The 18,127-nt window shown below is 69.0% G+C and carries 12 protein-coding genes; 3 read left to right on the top strand and 9 right to left on the bottom strand.

Translation table 11 applies throughout. From position 1 onward, the window contains the following. Positions 1–2: 2 nt before the first annotated feature. A complete protein-coding gene (locus tag ACIQ7Q_RS26295) occupies positions 3–1,529 on the bottom strand; it encodes a hypothetical protein (protein ID WP_403866914.1) in 1,527 nt (508 codons plus the stop codon). Positions 1,530–1,677: 148 nt separating this feature from the next. On the opposite strand from ACIQ7Q_RS26295, the gene ACIQ7Q_RS26290 reads away from it, so the two are divergent. After that, entirely contained in the window at positions 1,678–2,595 is a 918-nt protein-coding gene (locus ACIQ7Q_RS26290; RefSeq protein WP_403866911.1) for an endonuclease/exonuclease/phosphatase family protein, read from the top strand. A gap of 142 nt (positions 2,596–2,737) precedes the next feature. Here the strand turns inward: ACIQ7Q_RS26290 and ACIQ7Q_RS26285 are convergent, their stop codons facing one another. The 3 genes from ACIQ7Q_RS26285 to galU form a co-directional block, all read right to left on the bottom strand. After that, the gene (locus ACIQ7Q_RS26285; protein WP_403866908.1) at positions 2,738–6,679 is read right to left on the bottom strand and encodes a CDP-glycerol glycerophosphotransferase family protein; all 3,942 of its coding nucleotides are present in this window, start codon (positions 6,677–6,679) and stop codon (positions 2,738–2,740) included. A 331-nt stretch (positions 6,680–7,010) separates the two neighbouring features. Next, complete coding sequence (locus tag ACIQ7Q_RS26280; RefSeq protein WP_403866905.1) at positions 7,011–8,168, bottom strand: hypothetical protein; 1,158 nt, start codon at positions 8,166–8,168, stop codon at positions 7,011–7,013. A gap of 141 nt (positions 8,169–8,309) precedes the next feature. Continuing rightward, the gene (gene galU / locus ACIQ7Q_RS26275; protein ID WP_403866902.1) at positions 8,310–9,212 is read right to left on the bottom strand and encodes a UTP--glucose-1-phosphate uridylyltransferase GalU; all 903 of its coding nucleotides are present in this window, start codon (positions 9,210–9,212) and stop codon (positions 8,310–8,312) included. Positions 9,213–9,425: 213 nt separating this feature from the next. On the opposite strand from galU, the gene ACIQ7Q_RS26270 reads away from it, so the two are divergent. After that, on the top strand, positions 9,426–10,523 hold the full coding sequence (locus ACIQ7Q_RS26270; protein WP_403866900.1) for an LCP family protein: 1,098 nt from the start codon (positions 9,426–9,428) through the stop codon (positions 10,521–10,523). Positions 10,524–10,610: 87 nt separating this feature from the next. On the opposite strand, the gene ACIQ7Q_RS26265 is transcribed toward ACIQ7Q_RS26270, so the two are convergent. After that, positions 10,611–11,684 carry a hypothetical protein gene (locus ACIQ7Q_RS26265; RefSeq protein ID WP_403866897.1) on the bottom strand — a complete coding sequence of 358 codons (1,074 nt, stop codon included), beginning with the start codon at positions 11,682–11,684 and terminating at the stop codon, positions 10,611–10,613. Between the two features lie 113 nt (positions 11,685–11,797). On the opposite strand from ACIQ7Q_RS26265, the gene ACIQ7Q_RS26260 reads away from it, so the two are divergent. Continuing rightward, positions 11,798–12,184 (top strand): NTP pyrophosphohydrolase, encoded by a 387-nt coding sequence (locus ACIQ7Q_RS26260; RefSeq protein WP_403866894.1) that lies wholly within the window; start codon positions 11,798–11,800, stop codon positions 12,182–12,184. 5 nt (positions 12,185–12,189) lie between these two features. Here ACIQ7Q_RS26260 and ACIQ7Q_RS26255 read toward each other — a convergent pair whose 3' ends face one another. From ACIQ7Q_RS26255 to ACIQ7Q_RS26240, 4 genes are all read right to left on the bottom strand, one after another. Beyond that, complete coding sequence (locus ACIQ7Q_RS26255) at positions 12,190–13,707, bottom strand: amino acid permease (RefSeq protein ID WP_403866892.1); 1,518 nt, start codon at positions 13,705–13,707, stop codon at positions 12,190–12,192. Between the two features lie 193 nt (positions 13,708–13,900). Continuing rightward, positions 13,901–15,814 carry a 1-deoxy-D-xylulose-5-phosphate synthase gene (gene dxs / locus ACIQ7Q_RS26250; protein ID WP_403866889.1) on the bottom strand — a complete coding sequence of 638 codons (1,914 nt, stop codon included), beginning with the start codon at positions 15,812–15,814 and terminating at the stop codon, positions 13,901–13,903. A gap of 199 nt (positions 15,815–16,013) precedes the next feature. Beyond that, a complete protein-coding gene (locus tag ACIQ7Q_RS26245) occupies positions 16,014–17,303 on the bottom strand; it encodes a sugar ABC transporter permease (protein ID WP_403866886.1) in 1,290 nt (429 codons plus the stop codon). Beyond that, positions 17,300–18,088 (bottom strand): ATP-binding cassette domain-containing protein, encoded by a 789-nt coding sequence (locus tag ACIQ7Q_RS26240; protein ID WP_403866883.1) that lies wholly within the window; start codon positions 18,086–18,088, stop codon positions 17,300–17,302. Before ACIQ7Q_RS26240 ends, ACIQ7Q_RS26245 begins: the two co-directional genes overlap by 4 nt. Positions 18,089–18,127 lie beyond the last annotated feature (39 nt).

The raw sequence follows: 18,127 nt of genomic DNA, 5'->3' as shown, positions 1-18,127 counted from the left end.
GGTCAGTACCGCGGCGTGAAGTAGCCGGTCGGCACGGAGGCGGGCATGACGGTGAAAGCGGTCAGGGTGGGCGGGGACTCCATGCCGGTCGTGTCCACGGAGACGGCCTCGACCAGATGCGGCCCCTCCGGCCACGCCCAGCCCGGCTCCCAGCCCCAGTTCCCGTTCGGTGCGACCCCGACCGAGCCCAGGACCACGCCGTTCTCACGGAACCGGACCTCCGCGGCGCCCATCGCGTGCCCGTGGAAGGCGACCGCGGTCGCCACCGGGTGCTGCGGGCCGGGCGCGGTGACGACCGGCGGGCGGAGCGGCCGGCCGGGATGCAGCCCGGTGTCAGCGGCGAACGGGGCGCCGGGGCCGGGGTTCGCGCCCACCGCCGGGAGCGGAGCCGCGGCCCGGTCCGACACCGTGAAGGGCACCTCGACCCGGGCCGAATGGAAGCCGGCCGGGGACACCGCGAAGATCTTGACCGAATGCTTCCCCCGCGTCCACGTCCTCTCCGGCTCCCAGGTCCAGGCGCCGTCGGGGGCGACCGGCGGCGACGCCAGGAACTTGCCGTTCTCCCACATGCTCACCCGCACCGCGCCGGGGGCGTGCCCGATGAAGCGGACGCCGGTGGCGGGAACCTCGCTGTTGACGCCCGGGGTCGTGACCTCCGGGGGCGGGAACGCGTCGGCGTTCTGGACCTTGGCGGTCGAGGCGAGGTAGGCGTCGACGGCCGACTGGTCGCGGTCGAACTCCTCCTGGGCGTGCCGTGCGAAGCCCAGGCGCGGGGCGTAACCGTCGGCCAGCAGGTTCAGCAGGCCGACCAGCGCCGGCACGTTGCGCCTCGTCGCCGTGGCATGGCCCTGGATCGTCGGCGATTCGCTGTGCAGGTAGTTGAAGTTCTCGTACCCGTGGAACATGCCGAGGAACGGCTCGACCTGCACGGTGTAGTGCTCGTCCTGCGGAGAGGAGAGCACGTAGATGTTGGCGCCCCGGTTCGCCTGACGCCGCACGAGATCGGGGATGAGCGCGTCCAGGATCCGTGCGTTGTGCGCCGGCGCCCCTTCGCCGAGCATGTAGGCGCCGACCTTCGGGTGCCGCTTCTCCAGGGCGTCGCCGATGAGGAACTGGGGGACGATGGCCACGATGTTCCGATAACCGTGCATCAGCCCGAGGTACAGGGCCGCACTGCCGCCCTTGGACCCGCCCCACAGGGTGACCTGGTCCGGCGTCAGCCCCAGCGCCCGCACGAAGTTCGCGATGAGGGCCTGCACCGAGTCCGCCAGGCCGAAGTCCATGTTCCGGCACAGGTAGTAGGCGTTCATTCCGTCGAAGCGGTCGCGAATCCACAGGATGTTGGCACGGACGTTGTCGAAGACACCGTTGGACCACCCGTAGTCCTCGGGCGCCGAGAAGTTGGCGAACACCACGACGAGGTGGCGGTTGCCGCTCTTCGCGTGGGAGAAGCGGTACTCGACCGGAAACGTCCCCGAGGCCTCGATCCCGTTGAACAGCTTCCGCCCGCTCGAAGGTGCTTTGGACATGTACGGAACTCCAGTCTCATGACGGTTCTTCGGAGCCGGCCGGGCGGGCACAGCCAGGGCGCAGGCGCTTCGTGGACGGGGGCGGGGCGAAGACAGGGGCGGATCGGCACATTTGCGGCCGGATCAGCGGATCGGACATGATGTCGGGATGCTTCTGGTGGCCTCCCCGCTCCAGGCCGCCCTGCGCCGGCACCGCCGCCTGCTCACCGCGGCCTCGACTCTCGCCCTGTCGGTGGCCCTCGCCGCCGTGACGTATGTGCGAAGCGCCGCCGATCCGACGGGAACCCTCTCCACGAGCCGCACCCTGACGGTGGCGACGTGGAACATGTGCGGCGTCCAGCGGTGGGGCTGCGCGGACACGGGAAGCGACGACGCCAAGAGGCAGGCGGTGCAGCGGCTCGCCGACGCCGGGGCCCACGTCGTCCTTCTCCAGGAGGCCTGCGCCGATCAGATCGAGGCGGTACGCCGGGAACTCGGCCGGTCCTGGCACGTGTCCTTCCGGCCCTACGCCTGGCGGGACGGCACCGGGCGCTCCAGCACGGCCCGGTGCGACGGACGCGGCGCGGGCGCGGCCGGCTTCGCGATTCTCTCGGCCCACCCGCTGTCCTCGGTACGCGTGGTGCCCGCGCCGCAGCCCCTGGTGGGGCTCCAGCGCGGCATCCTGTGCGCGACGGTCGAGGCCCACGACGTCCGGGTGTGCAACGCCCACCTGAGTGTGCCGGACAGCGACAAGGCCCATCCCGGTCGTGAGTACCGCGACGACCAGTTGAGGGCGCTGATGGCGGCGGTGCCGAAGCGGCGCACCGTGTTCGGCGGCGATTTCAACGTCACACCGCCGGGGGGCCGCAAGCCCTCCGCCTGGGTGTGGCCGGCCGACGCCTACCGCACCCACCGGGAGTGCGCCCAGGATTCCGGCTCCGACCGGTCCGGGCGCCCGACCCACGTGTCCGGCCACAAGCTCGACTATCTGTTCACCGGACTGCGTACGACCCAGTGCTCGGTTCGTGACACGGGCGCCTCGGACCATCGGGCGTTGCTGATCAGCGTGGACGCGGGCACCGGCTGAGGCGACACCGAAGGGACGCCCGGCCGTTCCGCCGGGAGCGGGACGCGGGCCGAGTGCCCGGGGCTTGACCGGCGGCGCGCTCATGGGGTGCCGGGGCCGTCCGACACGGCCGGGCACACCGACGGCCGGGCTGCCTGCGGGGTCACGCGATCACGCCTTCGTGGGTCCGGTCCTCGGTGGGCGGCGTCTGCCCGGCCCGGTCGGTCGGCTGCTGAGCCCGCACCGGCACGATGTGCGGAACCAGCGCGCGCTGCTGCTGCGCCACCGGCTGCCCGGCCGTCTTCTGCCGCTGCGGAGCGGCATCGTGCGCCGGGGCGGGCTGCGTGAACGCCGAACCGGCGAGCGCCGCGGGTGAACGCCTCGCGGTGAACCACGGCCCGGCGCTCGGCCGGATCGGGGTCATGGCCCGCCCCGTGTGCCGGCTGTCGACGCGGCCGACGGCCGGTGCCTGCGCCTGCTCCGGCGCGAGGTCACCGCCCGCGACCAGCAGCCGGTCCGCGAGCCGCGCGGCGGCGTAGCCGTCGTCCAGGTCGCAGAACTCCTCCTGGAACCAGCGGTACCGCTCGGCGTAGCGCTGCTGGATCCCTTCGATGTCGCGGATGGCCGCCACCAGGTCCTCCGAGCTGTAGAGCAGAGGGCCGGGGGCGCTGCGCTCGAAGTCGAAGTAGAAGCCGCGCAGAGTGTCGCGGTAGTGGTCCAGGTCGTATGTGAAGAACAGGATGGGCCGCCCCGTGTTGACGTAGTCGAACATCAGGGAGGAGTAGTCCGTGATCATCACGTCGGTGATCAGGGAGAGGTCGGCCATGTCCGGGTAGTCGGACACGTCGAAGACGAAGCCGTCGCCGGCGCCCGGCACCGGGTCCACGACATTGGGGTGGCGGCGCACCATGAGGACGTGGTCGGGTCCCAGGCGGGCCCGGGCGTCCTCGAGGTCGATACGGAAGTCGAGCTTGTACTTGCCGGGGGCGTAGAACTGGTCATCGCGCCAGGTCGGCGCGTACAGGACGACCCGCTTGCCCTCGGGCAGCCCGATGCGACGGCGGATCTCCTGCTCCCGGCGTTCCATGCCCGGTCGGCGCAGCATGTCGTTGCGCGGGTAGCCGCACTCCACCATCTCGCCGGGGAAGCCGAAGGCGCGCTGGAGGATCGGGGTGGAGAAGCTGTTGGGCGAGACCAGCATGTCCCAGTTCTGCACCTCCTTCTCGACGCGCTCCAGGTAGCGCTGGTCGGCGAAGTGGATGGCCTCGATGTCGTGGCCGATCTTCTTCAGCGGTGTGCCGTGCCACGTCTGCACGACGACCTGTCCGTCCCGCTTGTGGAACCAGTCGGGGAGGTGATTGTTGGCGACGACGTACCGGCTGGAGGCGAGGGCTTCGTACCACTCGGGTGACCACATGCGCACGGGCCTCGCGGTGGGCGGCACCTGGACCTGGTCGTCACGGACCACCCACAGGTGTTCCAGGCCGGCCTGACGCCGCACGAGTTCCTCGTGCAGGGCGCGGGGGCTGTCGGAGTACTGGGTGCCCTTGAAGGCGTCGAAGAGCACGGCCTGGCGGACCGGCTGCCGGCGGGCCGCGGGGTAGGCCTTGGTGCGCAGCAGCTTCTGCCGGTACGGGCCGCGGGCGTCGTCGGGCATCGCCGAGTGGACGAGGAGGGACAGCCGGTCGTAGGCCTCGGCCTGTAGGTCGTAGCGCCGCTCGCCGAGCTCGACTTCTTGGGGCAGCTCCGGGATGACCTCCTGCTCGAGCTTGATCATCAGGTCTTCCTGACGTTCCTCCGGCCGGACCGCGGAGAGGTCCTGCCGGCGCAGGAAGAAGTCCCAGCGCCCGGCGGCGAGCGGGATGCTGCCGGCGACCGTATGTACGGCGGCCGGGGTGACCACGCACCGGAACGTGTCGCCGTTCCACTCGATCGGGAACTCGCGCTCGGCTCCGTGCGCGCGCGAGCGGACGATCATGTGGGCGGCCCGGTATTCCTCCGCCGACAGCCGGTCGGCTGCCGTGTACGTGCCGTGGATCTCCAGCGAGCCGTCCTCGAGCCACGCGACGTCGGTTGCCGTGGGCAGCGTGGCCCGTTCGAAGAGGACCACATAGCCGGAGCCGTTGCGGTGGACGACCACCTCGCGGTCGCCCTCGGGCGCCTGGAGTGCCTGGGGCATCCGGTAGCGGCCGTCCGGGGTCTCCTCCGCCATGACGGGGTAGATGGGGGCCTTGCGGCCCTCGACGTGCAGAGTGGTCTTCCAGCCGTTGCTTCCCATGCCCCAGGAGCGGGGGATGTTGGCGTCCTCGTCGCTGCGTGAACCGGGGACGAGACCGCTGAGGGGGATGCTGGTGGTGAAGGTGCACCAGCCGTCGCCGCCGCGGGTGAAGTGGACCCACGAGTCGTGCTGTGCGGCGCCGCTGAGGCTGCGCACCCGGAACTTGCCCCACTCGGGGACGGTGGGACCGAGGTAGACACCGCCGAGCTCGAGCTGGCTTCCGACGACACGATGACGGGTGATACGGCACCGGACGACTTCCACACGGAGCTTGAGCGTTCCCTGGAGGAACAGCGGCACGATGCGGGTGTTCTTGTCGACGTAGCGATACGGCGGATTGGAGGCGCTGCCCGCGCTTCCGCGAGCCAGCCCCTTGTAGCGGAACAGACCACGGCTCAGCACCCCGGCGGCAACGTCCCAGGTGCCCTCGACCCACTGCCCCTTGCGCTTGAGCCGTGTGGCGTCGAAACGGGTTTCGAAGCCGGACCAGTCGTAGCAGTAGCGGTTCTGGTTCGAGTGCTCGGTGGCCGGCGGGTAGTAGGTGGTCTTCGCCGTGGTGACGAGGGTCCGCCCCTGCTTCTTGTTCCGCAGGGCGAGGGCCTTCACGGACATCCGGCGCTTGTGGACGTTGATGAAGCGGATGTACGCGGCACCTGAGAGGTGCAGCCAGTCGCCCGACCACTGTGCGTCGGCGACCGAGCCGTGCAGGGACAGCTCCTTGTCGAGCCGGTACGCCTTCTTGTCGACGCCGACCTCGCGGTCTCCGAGATAGGGGTAGTTGAGGTAGCGGTGGAAGCGGCGGCGCACCGGAATGGGGCCGCCCTTGCGCTCGAAGGCGATGACTTCGAGGAGTTCGTCGAGCTTCCAGGCGCGGACCAGGTGCCATTTGACCCGGGCTTCGGCCGTGAGGTCGTCGACGATGTCCGGGTCGGCTTCGTCGAGGAACTGGTTGGCCCACTCCAAGAAGGCATGCTGGTACTCCTCGTCCGCGTCGGGCAGCACCTTCAGATGCAGCATGAGGTCCGACTTCAGGCAGGCGAGGTCGTACTTGCGCTTGTGCTCGAGGAAGGCACGGGAGCGGTGGCTGCCCAGGAACCGGCTGACCGACTGCACGGCCGCCACCCGATCGCGGAGGTTGCTCAGCTCGGTGTGCCGCTGAGTGATCGAGGGCGCGGCGGCGCCGTCGCGGCGCCGCCAGAAGTAGACGAAGTCATGGATGACGTCGACCTTGTCCGCCCGGAAGTGGGCGACCATGTTCACCCAGGAGTCCTCGTACAGGACACCTTCGGGGAAGGCGATGAAGTGGTGATCCCAGAACGAGCGCCGGAATACTTTGTTCCATACCGTGCGGTCGTAGATCAACGCCTCGAACCGGGTGATGTGGGTATGCCGCTTGTCCTTCGCCATCGGACCCTTGTGCAGCGGTGACTGCCACTTCGTGGTCGAGTTCATCATCTGCACATTGCCGGAGACGAAGTCCGACTCCGAACCCTCGAGCCGGCGTACGAGCAGTTCGTAGGCATACTCGGGAATGACGTCGTCGCCGTCCACGAAGGCGAGGAACTCGGCCTCCGGGTGAGCGGCGCGGATTCCGGTGTTGCGAGCGTGACCGGGGCCGTGCGACTCCTGCCGGATCAGTTTGAAGCGGGAGTCCCGGGCACAGAACTCCTCCGCGATCCGGGTCGAGGAGTCCGTCGAACCGTCGTCGACGAGAATGACTTCGAGGTCCTTGAACGTCTGCCGCGCGATCGACTCCAGGCACTCGTCCAGGTACTGCTCGACGTCCATGAAGGGCACGACGACGCTCAGCCGAGGTCCACCGGACAAATCGCGCTCCTCCGTTGATTCATGTGCGACGGCCCACGGGCGACGTCGGCCGTCGGCAGACGTCCCCCAACCGGCGCCTCTGCCAACAGCCCCGTAAATAACACGTTGTCCGTCGTTGAACGGAAGTGAACGCTTATCTGTCCTTCACAGGGCCTGCACATAGTAGGACACGATCAGATTCGATAACAGCCTTGGGCCATTACGTGCGATTACAGGAAGGACCTGGTCAACTTCGCAATAAAGCACGGTCATTGAGTGTCCCGGGGCCGCCTCGCCGGGCAGGTCGGAAGCCGGTACGTGAGGCATCCCACTCTCCACCGGACGGTCGCGGTCAGCCGACCTCACGCCACGGCTCGAAGGCCAGGCCCGGATCGAGCATGTCCTGACGGGCCACCCAAAGGGTTCCATCGGGACGAATCACTGCAAGCACGACACGTCCCATGCCGTCGACCTGCACGGCGGGTCGGCCGATGCACGGTTCGCCGACCGGCGCCCACCAAGTGCCGTACACCTCTCCCTCGGTGGGATAGGCCGCGACCTCAGGGGCACCGTCCGCGCCACGCTGGGCCAGGACCGTGCAGTCGTACCCGTTGACCGACGCCCGCACCGCGGCGACGGGCCCTTCGCCCGAACCTCCGCCCAGGGACGTCAGCACGCCCGAAGGACCCGACCTGTCCGTCTGGAGGCGATATGCGACGACTGTGCCGTCGGCCGCGTGACGCCAGTAGAACGTGACACTTCCCGGGCCTGTCTCCAGCCCGGTGTGGGTCAGGTCAACAGCCGGCTGGGCGGGTCGGCCCAGCAGGCGAAACGCCGTGTCCGACGCGTCCCGAGCCCAGTGCACGGCCCCCTTGCTGAACATCGCGAGGGCCTGGACCGAACCCGTGGACGTGGGCACCGCCACCAGGGGCGTACGCACCCATCTGTTGTCCAGGCCCGCCCACGGCTCCCAGTTGCCCTCGGCGTCACGCCTCCGGGTGCGGACCGAGTGCCCGAAACAGTGAATGAAAAGATGGAGCGCACCGGAGGTGTCAGCAGCGACGAACGGGTCTCCGAGCCTTTCGGGCGGAACGTCGTCTCCCCGGAAGGGGTTGCCCAGCACACGCCACTCACTGAGCGGGCGCCCGGTCTGGAACTGCGTGGCGAGGACGATCTCACGGCCGCCCGTGGCGTCTTCGCGGTATCGCATCCCTGCGAAGTAGACATAGCCGTCAGGGCCCTGGCTGAAGGCGGCGCGGCCCGCCCAGTCCTCCACGGGGAAGAGCTCGGGGCCGATCCACCGCGTGGACCCGGGTTCGGTCTCGGTCCATCGGGCTACGCCCTGCGGCACGGAGCAGTACGCGGTCAGCCGGCCGTCGCGGCCGAGGAACAGCCACCGGGCGGCGGGCGTGGATCCCGAAGCGACGGCAGCGGCGATCTCGGCCGGGGACAGGTCCCGGCCGAGGGCAGGAGAACCGGCGCCCACCACCGCACGCCTGCGTCGTGCCATGTCCTCGGACCCACCTCTCCTGCATGAACTGGCAGACAATAACACCGCGTGAAGCCTTACCCTCACGCAGCCGACCAGGGAGTGACGGAAGGGCAAACATGCCTGAATAGCCGCAAATAGACCTTCTGTCGGGCGGCTCGATCAGAGCTCGTCGCGCACCCAGTCCCGCAGCCACGCCCGGAAGTCAGGACCGAGGTCCTCGCGCTCACAAGCGAGACGAACGATGGCCCGCAGGTAGTCCCCACGGTCACCCGTGTCGTATCGCCGCCCCCGGAAGACGACGCCGTGCACCGGCCCGCCCAAGGACGGGTCCAGAGCCAACTCCTCGAGAGCGTCTGTGAGTTGGATCTCACCACCGCGCCCCGGAGCGGTGCGGCGCAGCACGTCGAAGACGGCCGGGTCGAGCACATAGCGGCCGATGACCGCGTAGGAGCTGGGGGCCTCACCCGGTGCGGGCTTCTCGACAAGTCCTGTGATGAGCACCACGTCGTCGTCCGCCGTCGTCTCGACAGCGGCACAACCGTAGAGATGGATCTGGGCCGCCGGCACCTCCATGAGCGCGACGACACTGCCCCCGAGCGCCTTCTGCACCTCGACCATCCGGGCGAGCAGCGGATCGCGGGGGTCGATGAGGTCGTCACCCAGGAGCACCGCGAAGGGCTCGTCACCGACATGAGCGGCGGCCGACAGCACCGCGTGCCCCAGCCCCCTCGGGTCGCCCTGGCGCACGTAATGCACCGTCGCCAGGTCCGCCGACTCCCTGACCATGGACAGGCGTTGGTCGTCGCCCTTGCGGCTGAGCGCGTGCTCGAGCTCGTAGTTGCGGTCGAAGTGATCCTCGAGCGCCCGCTTGTTGCGGCCGGTCACCAGCAGGACGTCGTCCAGTCCGGCCGCCACGGCCTCCTCGACGACGTACTGGATGGCCGGCTTGTCGACGACCGGGAGCATCTCCTTGGGGGTCGCCTTCGTCGCAGGCAGGAACCTGGTGCCCAGACCGGCCGCGGGGATGACGGCCTTGACCACTCCAGGGTTCGCTTCATTCACAGAAGTGTCCTGCTCCTTGTGCGGGTTGTGCGATGCGGCGGCATCGTGAGGGCGATGTGCCCTTCCGGTGAACGCGAAGAATGTAACCGGCGACGGCGCCAAGTCGAAAATTTGTCTATAGTGCACGGTCAGCCACTTGTTTACCGTGGACCGGCGCCCCCCACCCGAGTCCCGACCCGCCCGGCGGACTTCTGAACAGAGGACTCGAGGAGCATGACCGACACCGTGACGACTCCTGCCGCGCGCCCGAGCAGGCGTGCCAAGCCGAGCGGCAGGAAGCGCAAGGAGCGCACCCGCGCGCAGCGTATCCGCCGGGGCATCCTGTGGACGCTGCTCGTCCTGATCCTGGCGGCTGCCGGAACCGGCTACTGGCTCTACAGCCGCCTCGACAGCAACATCGAGTCCATCGACCTCGAGGACGCGATCAACGGCGAGCGGCCCGAGAAGCTCGCGACCGGCGCCAAGGACATCCTCGTGCTCGGGTCCGACTCGCGCTCGGGTGACAACAAGGACCTGGCCGGCGGCAACGTCGGTGGCACCGCCCGGTCCGACACGGCGATGGTGGTGCACATACCCGAGGGCCGGGAGAAGGCCGTCGCGGTCAGCATTCCGCGCGACACCCTGGTGACCCGGCCCGAGTGCACCAAGAAGGACGGCTCCACGCTCGCGCCCGCCGAGCGTGTGATGTTCAACTCCGTCTACACCAGCGCCGGACCGGCGTGTGTGATCAAGACCGTCGAGAAGATGTCCGGCGTCCGGATCGACCACTACATGGAGATCGACTTCTCCGGCTTCAAGGAGCTGGTGGACGCGATCGGCGGCGTGACCGTCAAGGTCGAAGAGCCCATTCACGACAAGGAGTCAGGGCTCGACCTCACGGCCGGCTCCCACAAGCTCAACGGCACCGAGTCGTTGGCGTTCGTGCGGACGCGGCACGGCGTCGGCGACGGCAGTGACCTCGGGCGGATCGGTCTGCAGCAGCAGTTCATGATGGCGCTGCTCACCGAGGTGAAGTCGCAGGATCTGCTGGGCAGTCCGGCCAAGTCGTTCAAGATCGCGGACTCGCTCACCAAGTCGCTGACGACCGACTCCGGTCTCGACTCGCTCACCAAGCTCGGCGAGTTCGCCCGCAGCATGGACGGCGTCGACCCCGCCTCGATGGAAACGATCATGCTGCCGGTCGCCTACGACAAGGTGGACCCGAACCGCGTCGTGGCCGCCGAGCCGCAGGCGGGGCAGCTGTGGAAGGCACTTCGGGACGACACGGAGATCCCGGCCTCCGCGAAGAAGTCACCGGCCACCGGCGGCTGACGGACCAGACGGAAGGAAGCCCCGGCACAACGGTGCCGGGGCTTCTCGCGTCGCTCCCCTCCCCGGCGGCCGTGACCGGCCGCTCCCTCACGTCAGGGGCTTCCAGCGGCCCACTGCGAAGCCGCCTGCCTCCGTCTTCTGACGGGTGGCTATCGGGCGGCCGTCGTCATCGAGGGCAAGAGCGATCAGCCCGCCGTGTGCCTGTTCCCGAAGGACAAGCGGCACCCGCCTCGCGCCGGTCGACGTGTGGGTCCACCAACTGCCCGCCGATTCCACCTCGGTGGGGTAGGCGGCGAAGGCGACCCGACCCTGATCCGCTTCCTGGGCCAGGATCGTGCAGTCGTACCCGTCGATCATCATGCGCGTGATCGCCAAGGACCCGGACCCGGCCGCTTCCATCAGCGGACGGGGGTCCGGCTCCCGCTGCGGCGCCCATACCTGGATGGCCCCGTCCTCGTCGGTGAAGAACAGCGCCACGGAACCGGACGTCGTGGCCAGCGCGGAGAAGGCGCCGGGAGCGGGCCGTACGTCGAGGCGGTCCGCCAGGAAGAACGGGGCGCCCGGCTTCTCCTGGGTGTACCGGGCGATCGACTTCTGGTCCGGTACGAAGACCTCGACGAGCCCCCCGCCGTCCGCGGCGGCCGCCAGGGTCTCCCCCACACCGGAGCCGCCCAGGTCCTGCCAGCGGCCCCAGCCGCCGCGCTCCCCCTGGATCCGGCAACTCACACCGGTGCCTCCGTTGCGCAGGAACAGGCAGAGGCGGCCCGCTCCGTCGACCGCGGTGGCCGGGTGGCCGGTGAAGCGCGCGACCTTGTTGGGGTGGCCGAGCGAGTGCCAGCCGAGCAGCGGGCGGCCCGTCTGGAACTGGACCGCGTGCACCAGTTCGACCTCGTCGCCCTCGCCGAGCCGGCGCATGCCCACGAGGTGGACGTACCCGTCCGCTCCTTGGGCCACGGTGAGCAGCGGCAACAGCCCGGGCGCGGACAGCCGCTCCGGACCGCTCCATCCGGAGGCGGACTCGGTCCAGCGCAGGACGGCACCGTCCCCGGGTGCCCAGACGGTGAGCAAGCCGTCCTTGCCACGGGTCAGCCAGTCGCCGAAGAGCCCTTCGGGGCCCGTCCGATCTTGGTCTCGCGGCGTGGTCGCGCGCGCAGTTGCCATGGGAAATCCAGTGCGTCAGAACGGGTCGGGTGACGATCGTTCAACCCCTGAGCATTCTTTCAGCATAGTGGTGCTGGGCTCCCATGGCCCCCGGCACCTGCGACGCTGATCCCATGGACACACTTCTTGTCGTCGACGGCGCCAACGTCGTCGGTTCGACCCCCGACGGCTGGTGGCGCGACCGGCGCGGGGCCGCGGAGCGGTTGCGTGACCGGTTGGTCGCGGTGGCCCCGGTCGGGGTGGACGGTTGGCCCGGGCCACTGGAGATCGTGCTCGTGGTGGAGGGCGCTGCCCGCGGGGTGAGCTCGGTGCCGGGCGTCAGGGTGGAGGCGGCGGACGGCAGCGGCGACGACCTGATCGTCGAGACCGTGCGGGCGGCGGCGGGCCGTACGTGCGTGGTCGTCACCGCGGACCGGGAGCTGCGGCGGCGTGCCGAGGCGCACGGCGCGCGGTGCGTGGGCCCGCGCGCCGTGCGCCCACCGGACAGCGAGGGGGCATAAGGGCCCTAGAACTCGGCGTCGGCTCCCTGGCGGCCGAGACGGCTGTGGCTGCGGCCATAGATGTAGTACACGACGACGCCGATCAGCATCCAGGTGCCGAACCGGATCCAGGTCTCGGTCGGCAGGTTGAGCATGAGCCAGAGCGAGGCCGCGATCGACAGGATCGGGATCGCCGGTACCCACGGGGTACGGAAGGCGCGGTGCAGGTCGGGCCGGGTGCGGCGGAGGATGATGACGCCCAGCGCCACGACGACGAAGGCGAAGAGCGTTCCGATGTTCACCAGTTCCGCGAGCTTCTCGAGGCTGGTGAAGCCCGCCACGACGGCGATCACCACTCCGAGCACAAGGGTCGCCCGGTAGGGAGTGCGGAACTTCGGGTGGGTGACGGAGAAGAAGCGCGGCAGCAGTCCGTCACGGCTCATCGCGAAGAACACCCGGGTCTGGCCGAGCAGCAGGATCATGGAGACGGTGATGAGGCCGACGGCCGCGCCGACGCTGATGGCACCCGCGAAGAAGGGTTGGTCCACGGACTTGAAGGCGTCGGCGAGCGGGGCGGTCGCCGACATCTCCCTGTAGTGCTGCATACCGGTGACCACCAGCGTCACCGCCACGTAGAGCACCGTGCAGATCAACAGCGAGCCGAGGATGCCGCGCGGCATGTCCCGCTGGGGGTTCCTCGTCTCCTCGGCGGCGGTGGCGACGACATCGAAGCCGATGAAGGCGAAGAAGACGAGGGAGGCCGCGGTGAAGATGCCCATGACGCCGAAGTTGGTGGGCTCGTAGCCGAAGAGCACCTGGATCAGCGGCGCGTGGAGACCGCCGCCGGCGGGCTGCGGCTCGGCCGGGGGAACGAACGGGGAGTAGTTGTCGGCCTTGATGAAGAACAGACCGGCGACGATGACCATGAGCACCACGGTGACCTTGACCGCGACCACGATCGCCGTGATCCGGGCCGAGAGCTTCGTCCCGACGACCAGGATGGCGGTCAGCGCGAGGACGAGCAGGAAGGCCAGCAGGTCGAAGGTTCCGCCTTCGTCGGGCCCCGACAGCGCGACCGGCATGTCCCAGCCGAGGTTGGTCGCCATGAGGTGGCGCACGTACCCGGACCAGCCGACAGCTACCACGGCCGTGCCGAGAGCGAATTCGAGGACCAGGTCCCAGCCGATGATCCAGGCGGGCAATTCGCCGATCGAGGCGTACGAGAACGTGTACGCCGAACCGGCCACCGGCACGGTGGACGCGAACTCCGCGTAGCAGAGTGCGGCGAGGGCGCAGACGACGCCCGCTGCCACGAAGGAGAGGGCGGTGGCCGGTCCGGCGTTGTTCCGGGCCGCGATACCCGTCAGGACGAAGATGCCGGTGCCGATGATGACACCCACGCCGAAGACCGTGAGGTCGACGGCGGAGAGGGATTTCTTGAGTGCGTGCTCCGGCTCCTCCGTGTCCCTGATCGACTGCTCGACAGTTTTGGTACGGAAGACGCCGCCCTTACCGCCCGGGGGCTCTGTATCTGTGCTCACCATTGCACCTCCACGCTTGTCGTCCCCGCAATGATCGGGACGGTAAGTGGTCCATGGGGTGCCGTAACGGATGGGGTTCAACCGAATGGGCCGGAGGGACCACCCTTACAGGGTGACCCTCCGGCCCGGTGTCGGCACTTTCTGCACACGATCGGCCCCCTTTGTTCACGGGGCGCTCGCGTGGGGTGTCGGTGGTTCAGTCGCGCGCGGGCTCGACCGCTTCGCTGTCGATACGGCCGTCGAGCTTGGAGACCAGGCCGGTGACCTGACGGGCGATGTCCGGCGCGGTCAGACCGATCTCCGCCATGACCTCCTTGCGGGAGGCATGGTCGAGGAAACGCGGCGGGATACCGAAGTCCCGCAGCGGCACGTCGACGCCCGCGTCGCGCAGCGCCTGGGCGATCGTGGAGCCCACGCCGCCGACCCTGCTGTTGTCCTCGACCGTGACGACGACGCGGTGCCGCTCGGCGAGCGGCACGAGTGCCTCGTCGACGGGCTTGACCCATCGGGGGTCGACAACCGTGGTCGAGATGCCCTGGGCGTCCAGCAGATCCGCGATCTCGAGGCACATGGGCGCAAGGGCGCCGACGGAGACGAGCAGAACGTCGGGGCGCTCGGCCTCCGCGTGACGCAGGACGTCCATGCCGCCGGCCTTGCCGACGGCCTTGACGGCGGGTCCGACCGCACCCTTGGAGAAGCGGACCACGGTCGGCGCGTCATCGACGTCGACGGCCTCGCGCAGTTGGGCGCGGACCTGGTCGGCGTCGCGCGGCGCGGCAATCCGCAGGCCCGGGACGACCTGAAGGATCGACATGTCCCACATACCGTTGTGCGACGCGCCGTCGGTGCCGGTCACGCCGGCCCGGTCCAGTACGAAGGTCACCCCACACTTGTGCAGGGCCACGTCCATGAGGACCTGGTCGAAGGCGCGGTTGAGGAACGTCGCGTAGACGGCGAACACCGGGTGCACCCCGCCGGTGGCAAGACCGGCCGCGGAGACCGCGCCGTGCTGCTCGGCGATGCCGACGTCGTAGACCCGGTCGGGGAAGGCCTTGGCGAATTTGTCGAGGCCGACGGGCTGGAGCATCGCGGCCGTGATGGCGACGATGTCCTCGCGCTCCTTGCCGAGCTTGACCATCTCCTCGCCGAACACGGAGGTCCAGTCGAGACCGGAGCTGGAGATCGGCAGGCCCGTGTCGGGGTGGATCTTGCCGACGGCGTGGAAGCGGTCCGCGTCGTCCTGCAGGGCCGGCTGGTAGCCACGGCCCTTCTCGGTGAGGCAGTGCACGATGACCGGGCCGCCGAAGCGCTTGGCGCGGGCGAGAGCCGACTCGAGCGCCTCGATGTCGTGGCCGTCGATGGGGCCGACGTACTTCAGGCCGAGGTCCTCGAACATGCCCTGCGGGGCGATGAAGTCCTTCAGGCCCTTCTTGGCGCCGTGCAGGGTGCCGTAGAGCGGCTTCCCTACGACGGGGGTGCGCTCGAGGATGTCCTTGCCGCGGGCGAGGAAGCGCTCGTAGCCGTCGGTGGTGCGCAGGGTGGCGAGGTGGTTGGCCAGGCCTCCGATGGTGGGGGCGTACGAGCGCTCGTTGTCGTTGACGACGATGACGAGCGGGCGGTCCTTGGCGGCCGCGATGTTGTTGAGCGCCTCCCAAGCCATGCCGCCGGTGAGAGCGCCGTCGCCGATGACGGCGACGACGTGGTCGTCCTTCTCCAGCACCTCGTTGGCCTTGGCGAGGCCGTCGGCCCAGCCGAGCACGGTGGAGGCGTGCGAGTTCTCGATGATGTCGTGCTCGGACTCGGCCTGCGAGGGGTAGCCGGAGAGGCCGCCCTTCATCTTGAGCTTGGAGAAGTCCTGGCGGCCGGTGAGCAGCTTGTGGACGTAGCTCTGGTGCCCGGTGTCCCAGAGGACCTTGTCCTTGGGGGAGTCGAAGACACGGTGGAGCGCGATGGTCAGCTCGACCACGCCGAGATTGGGTCCGAGGTGTCCGCCGGTCTTGGAGACGGCGTCCACCAGGAAGGTCCGGATCTCTGCTGCCAGCTGCTCCAACTGCTCCGGGCCGAGCCGGTCCAGGTCGCGCGGTCCCCTGATACGGGAAAGCAGTGCCACCCGTGCCTCCTTGCATTCGAGCTGCATTCGAGCTGATCGAGTCTGAGCTGATCCCGCCCGAGTCTAATGTTCCTCGAGCGCGCTCGGTCATCGGGCGGTGCGTCTTGTGTCACGCCCATTACGCGTCACGGGTCGCCCCATGACACGGACGCAGCAGTGCCCGGCACCGTCGAGCGGCGCCGGGCACTGCGTGGTCGTACTATGCGCGACCTGCGGTCTTCTGCGTCTTGCGGGTGACGGAGTCGATGACGACGGTCGCCAGCAGGACACCACCGGTGATCATGTACTGGATCGGTGTGGCAATGCCCTCAAGGGCCAGGCCGTACTGGATCGAGACGATCACCATGACGCCCAGCAGGGCGTTCCAGGTGCGGCCCCGGCCGCCGAAGAGGCTGGTGCCGCCGATGACGGCCGCGGCGATGACGTTCATCAGCAGGTCGCCCGCGCCGGCGCTCTGGTTGGCCGCCGCGATCTTGGACGCCCAGAACAGACCGCCGACGGCCGCGAACAGGCCCGCCAGCGCGAAGACCGAGATCCGTACCGCGGTGACGTTGATACCAGCGCGGCGGGAGGCCTCGACGCTGCCGCCGAGCGCGAAGATCTTGCGGCCGTACGCGGTACGGCGGAGCACGAAGTCGGTGATCACGAGGACCACCAGGAACAGCACCAGCGCCAGGGGCAGGCCCTTGTACTGGTTGAACATGGCCGCGGCGGCGAAGGCGATGACGCCGAGGATCACCGTGCGCATCACGGTGTCGGACAGCGGCCGGGACGGGATGCCGGCGGCGGCGCGACGGCGGTTGTCGAAGAAGGACGACAGGAAGAACGCGGCCACGGCGACGGCGGCGAGCCCGTAGGCGGCCGCGATGTCCGAGAAGTAGTACGTCGTCAGCTGACCGACGACACCCTCGCCGTCCAGGTTGATGGTGCCGTTCTCACCGAGCAGCTGGAGCATGAAGCCCAGCCAGAACAGCAGGCCGGCCAGGGTCACGGCGAACGCGGGGGCGCCGATCTTGGCGAAGAAGAAACCGTGCAGCGCGCCGATGGCCGCGCCGCTGACGAGGGCGACGACCAGGGCGAGCCATTCGTTCATCCCGTGCGTGACGCTCAGGACGGCGACGAGCGCACCGGAGACACCACTGACCGAGCCGACCGACAGGTCGATCTCGCCGAGCAGCAGCACGAAGATGATGCCGACGGCCATCATGCCGGTGGCGACCATGGTGACGGCGATGTTGTTGAGGTTCTCAGCCGAGAGGAACTGCGAGTTCATGCTCTGGAAGATCACCGCGATGACGATCAGTCCGACGACGACCGGGATCGACCCGAGGTCACCGGCGTGCATCTTGCGCCTGAACTCGGCCAGGTAACCCTTGAGGCCCTGCTCGCGTACCAGCAGCCGGGGGTCGACCGCGGTCACCGCGTCGTGCGCGGCGTCCGGGTTGCCGACCGGGGTCTCGACTGGGGCGGAGGTCTTGTCGATGCTCACTTGGAAACCTCCGCGTTGCGCGCCGCACGGCGGGTCACGGCGTTGTCCGTGGCACCGGTGATGGCGGAGATGATTTCTTCCTGCGAGGTCGACTTGACCTCGAAGACACCGTTGTTCCGGCCCAGCCGGAGCACGGCGACCTTGTCCGCGACCGCCTTGACGTCGGCCATGTTGTGGCTGATGAGGATGACGGCGTGGCCTCGCTCCCGCAGCCGCTCCACGAGGTCGAGCACCTGTGCGGTCTGCTCGACACCGAGAGCGGCGGTGGGCTCGTCGAGAATGACGAGCTTGGGCTCGCCGAGCATCGACCGGGCGATGGCCACGGTCTGACGCTGACCGCCGGAGAGCGAGGCGATCGGGATACGGACACTCGGGATCCGGATCGACAGCGTCTTCAGCAGTTCGAGGGCTCGTCGCTCCATCTCGACCTCGTCGAGGACACCGCGCTTGCGCAGCTCCCGGCCGAGGTAGAGGTTGCCGACGACGTCGATGTTGTCGCACAGCGCGAGGTCCTGGTAGACCGTCGCGATGCCGAGGTTCTGGGCATCGTGCGGCCGGTTGATCGAGACCTTCTTGCCCTCCCACTCGATGGCGCCTTCATCGATGGGATGCACGCCGGCGATCGTCTTGACCAGCGTGGACTTTCCGGCGCCGTTGTCGCCGACCAGGGCGACCACCTCACCGGCGTGGACCTCAAGCTCTACGTCGGTGAGCGCCTGGACGGCACCGAACCGCTTGGAGACCCCGCGCAACGCCAACACGGGCGTAGCGGACACGTGAACCATCTCCTTCGCCGCCTGACCGGCGGGGATGCCGCGCCGGGG

Origin of the sequence: Streptomyces sp. NPDC096176 (genome assembly GCF_044763255.1) — a bacterium.
GTDB lineage: Bacteria > Actinomycetota > Actinomycetes > Streptomycetales > Streptomycetaceae > Streptomyces.
The sequence above is the reverse complement of the archived record's forward strand: the minus strand, read 5'-3'. Positions and strand labels throughout refer to the sequence as shown.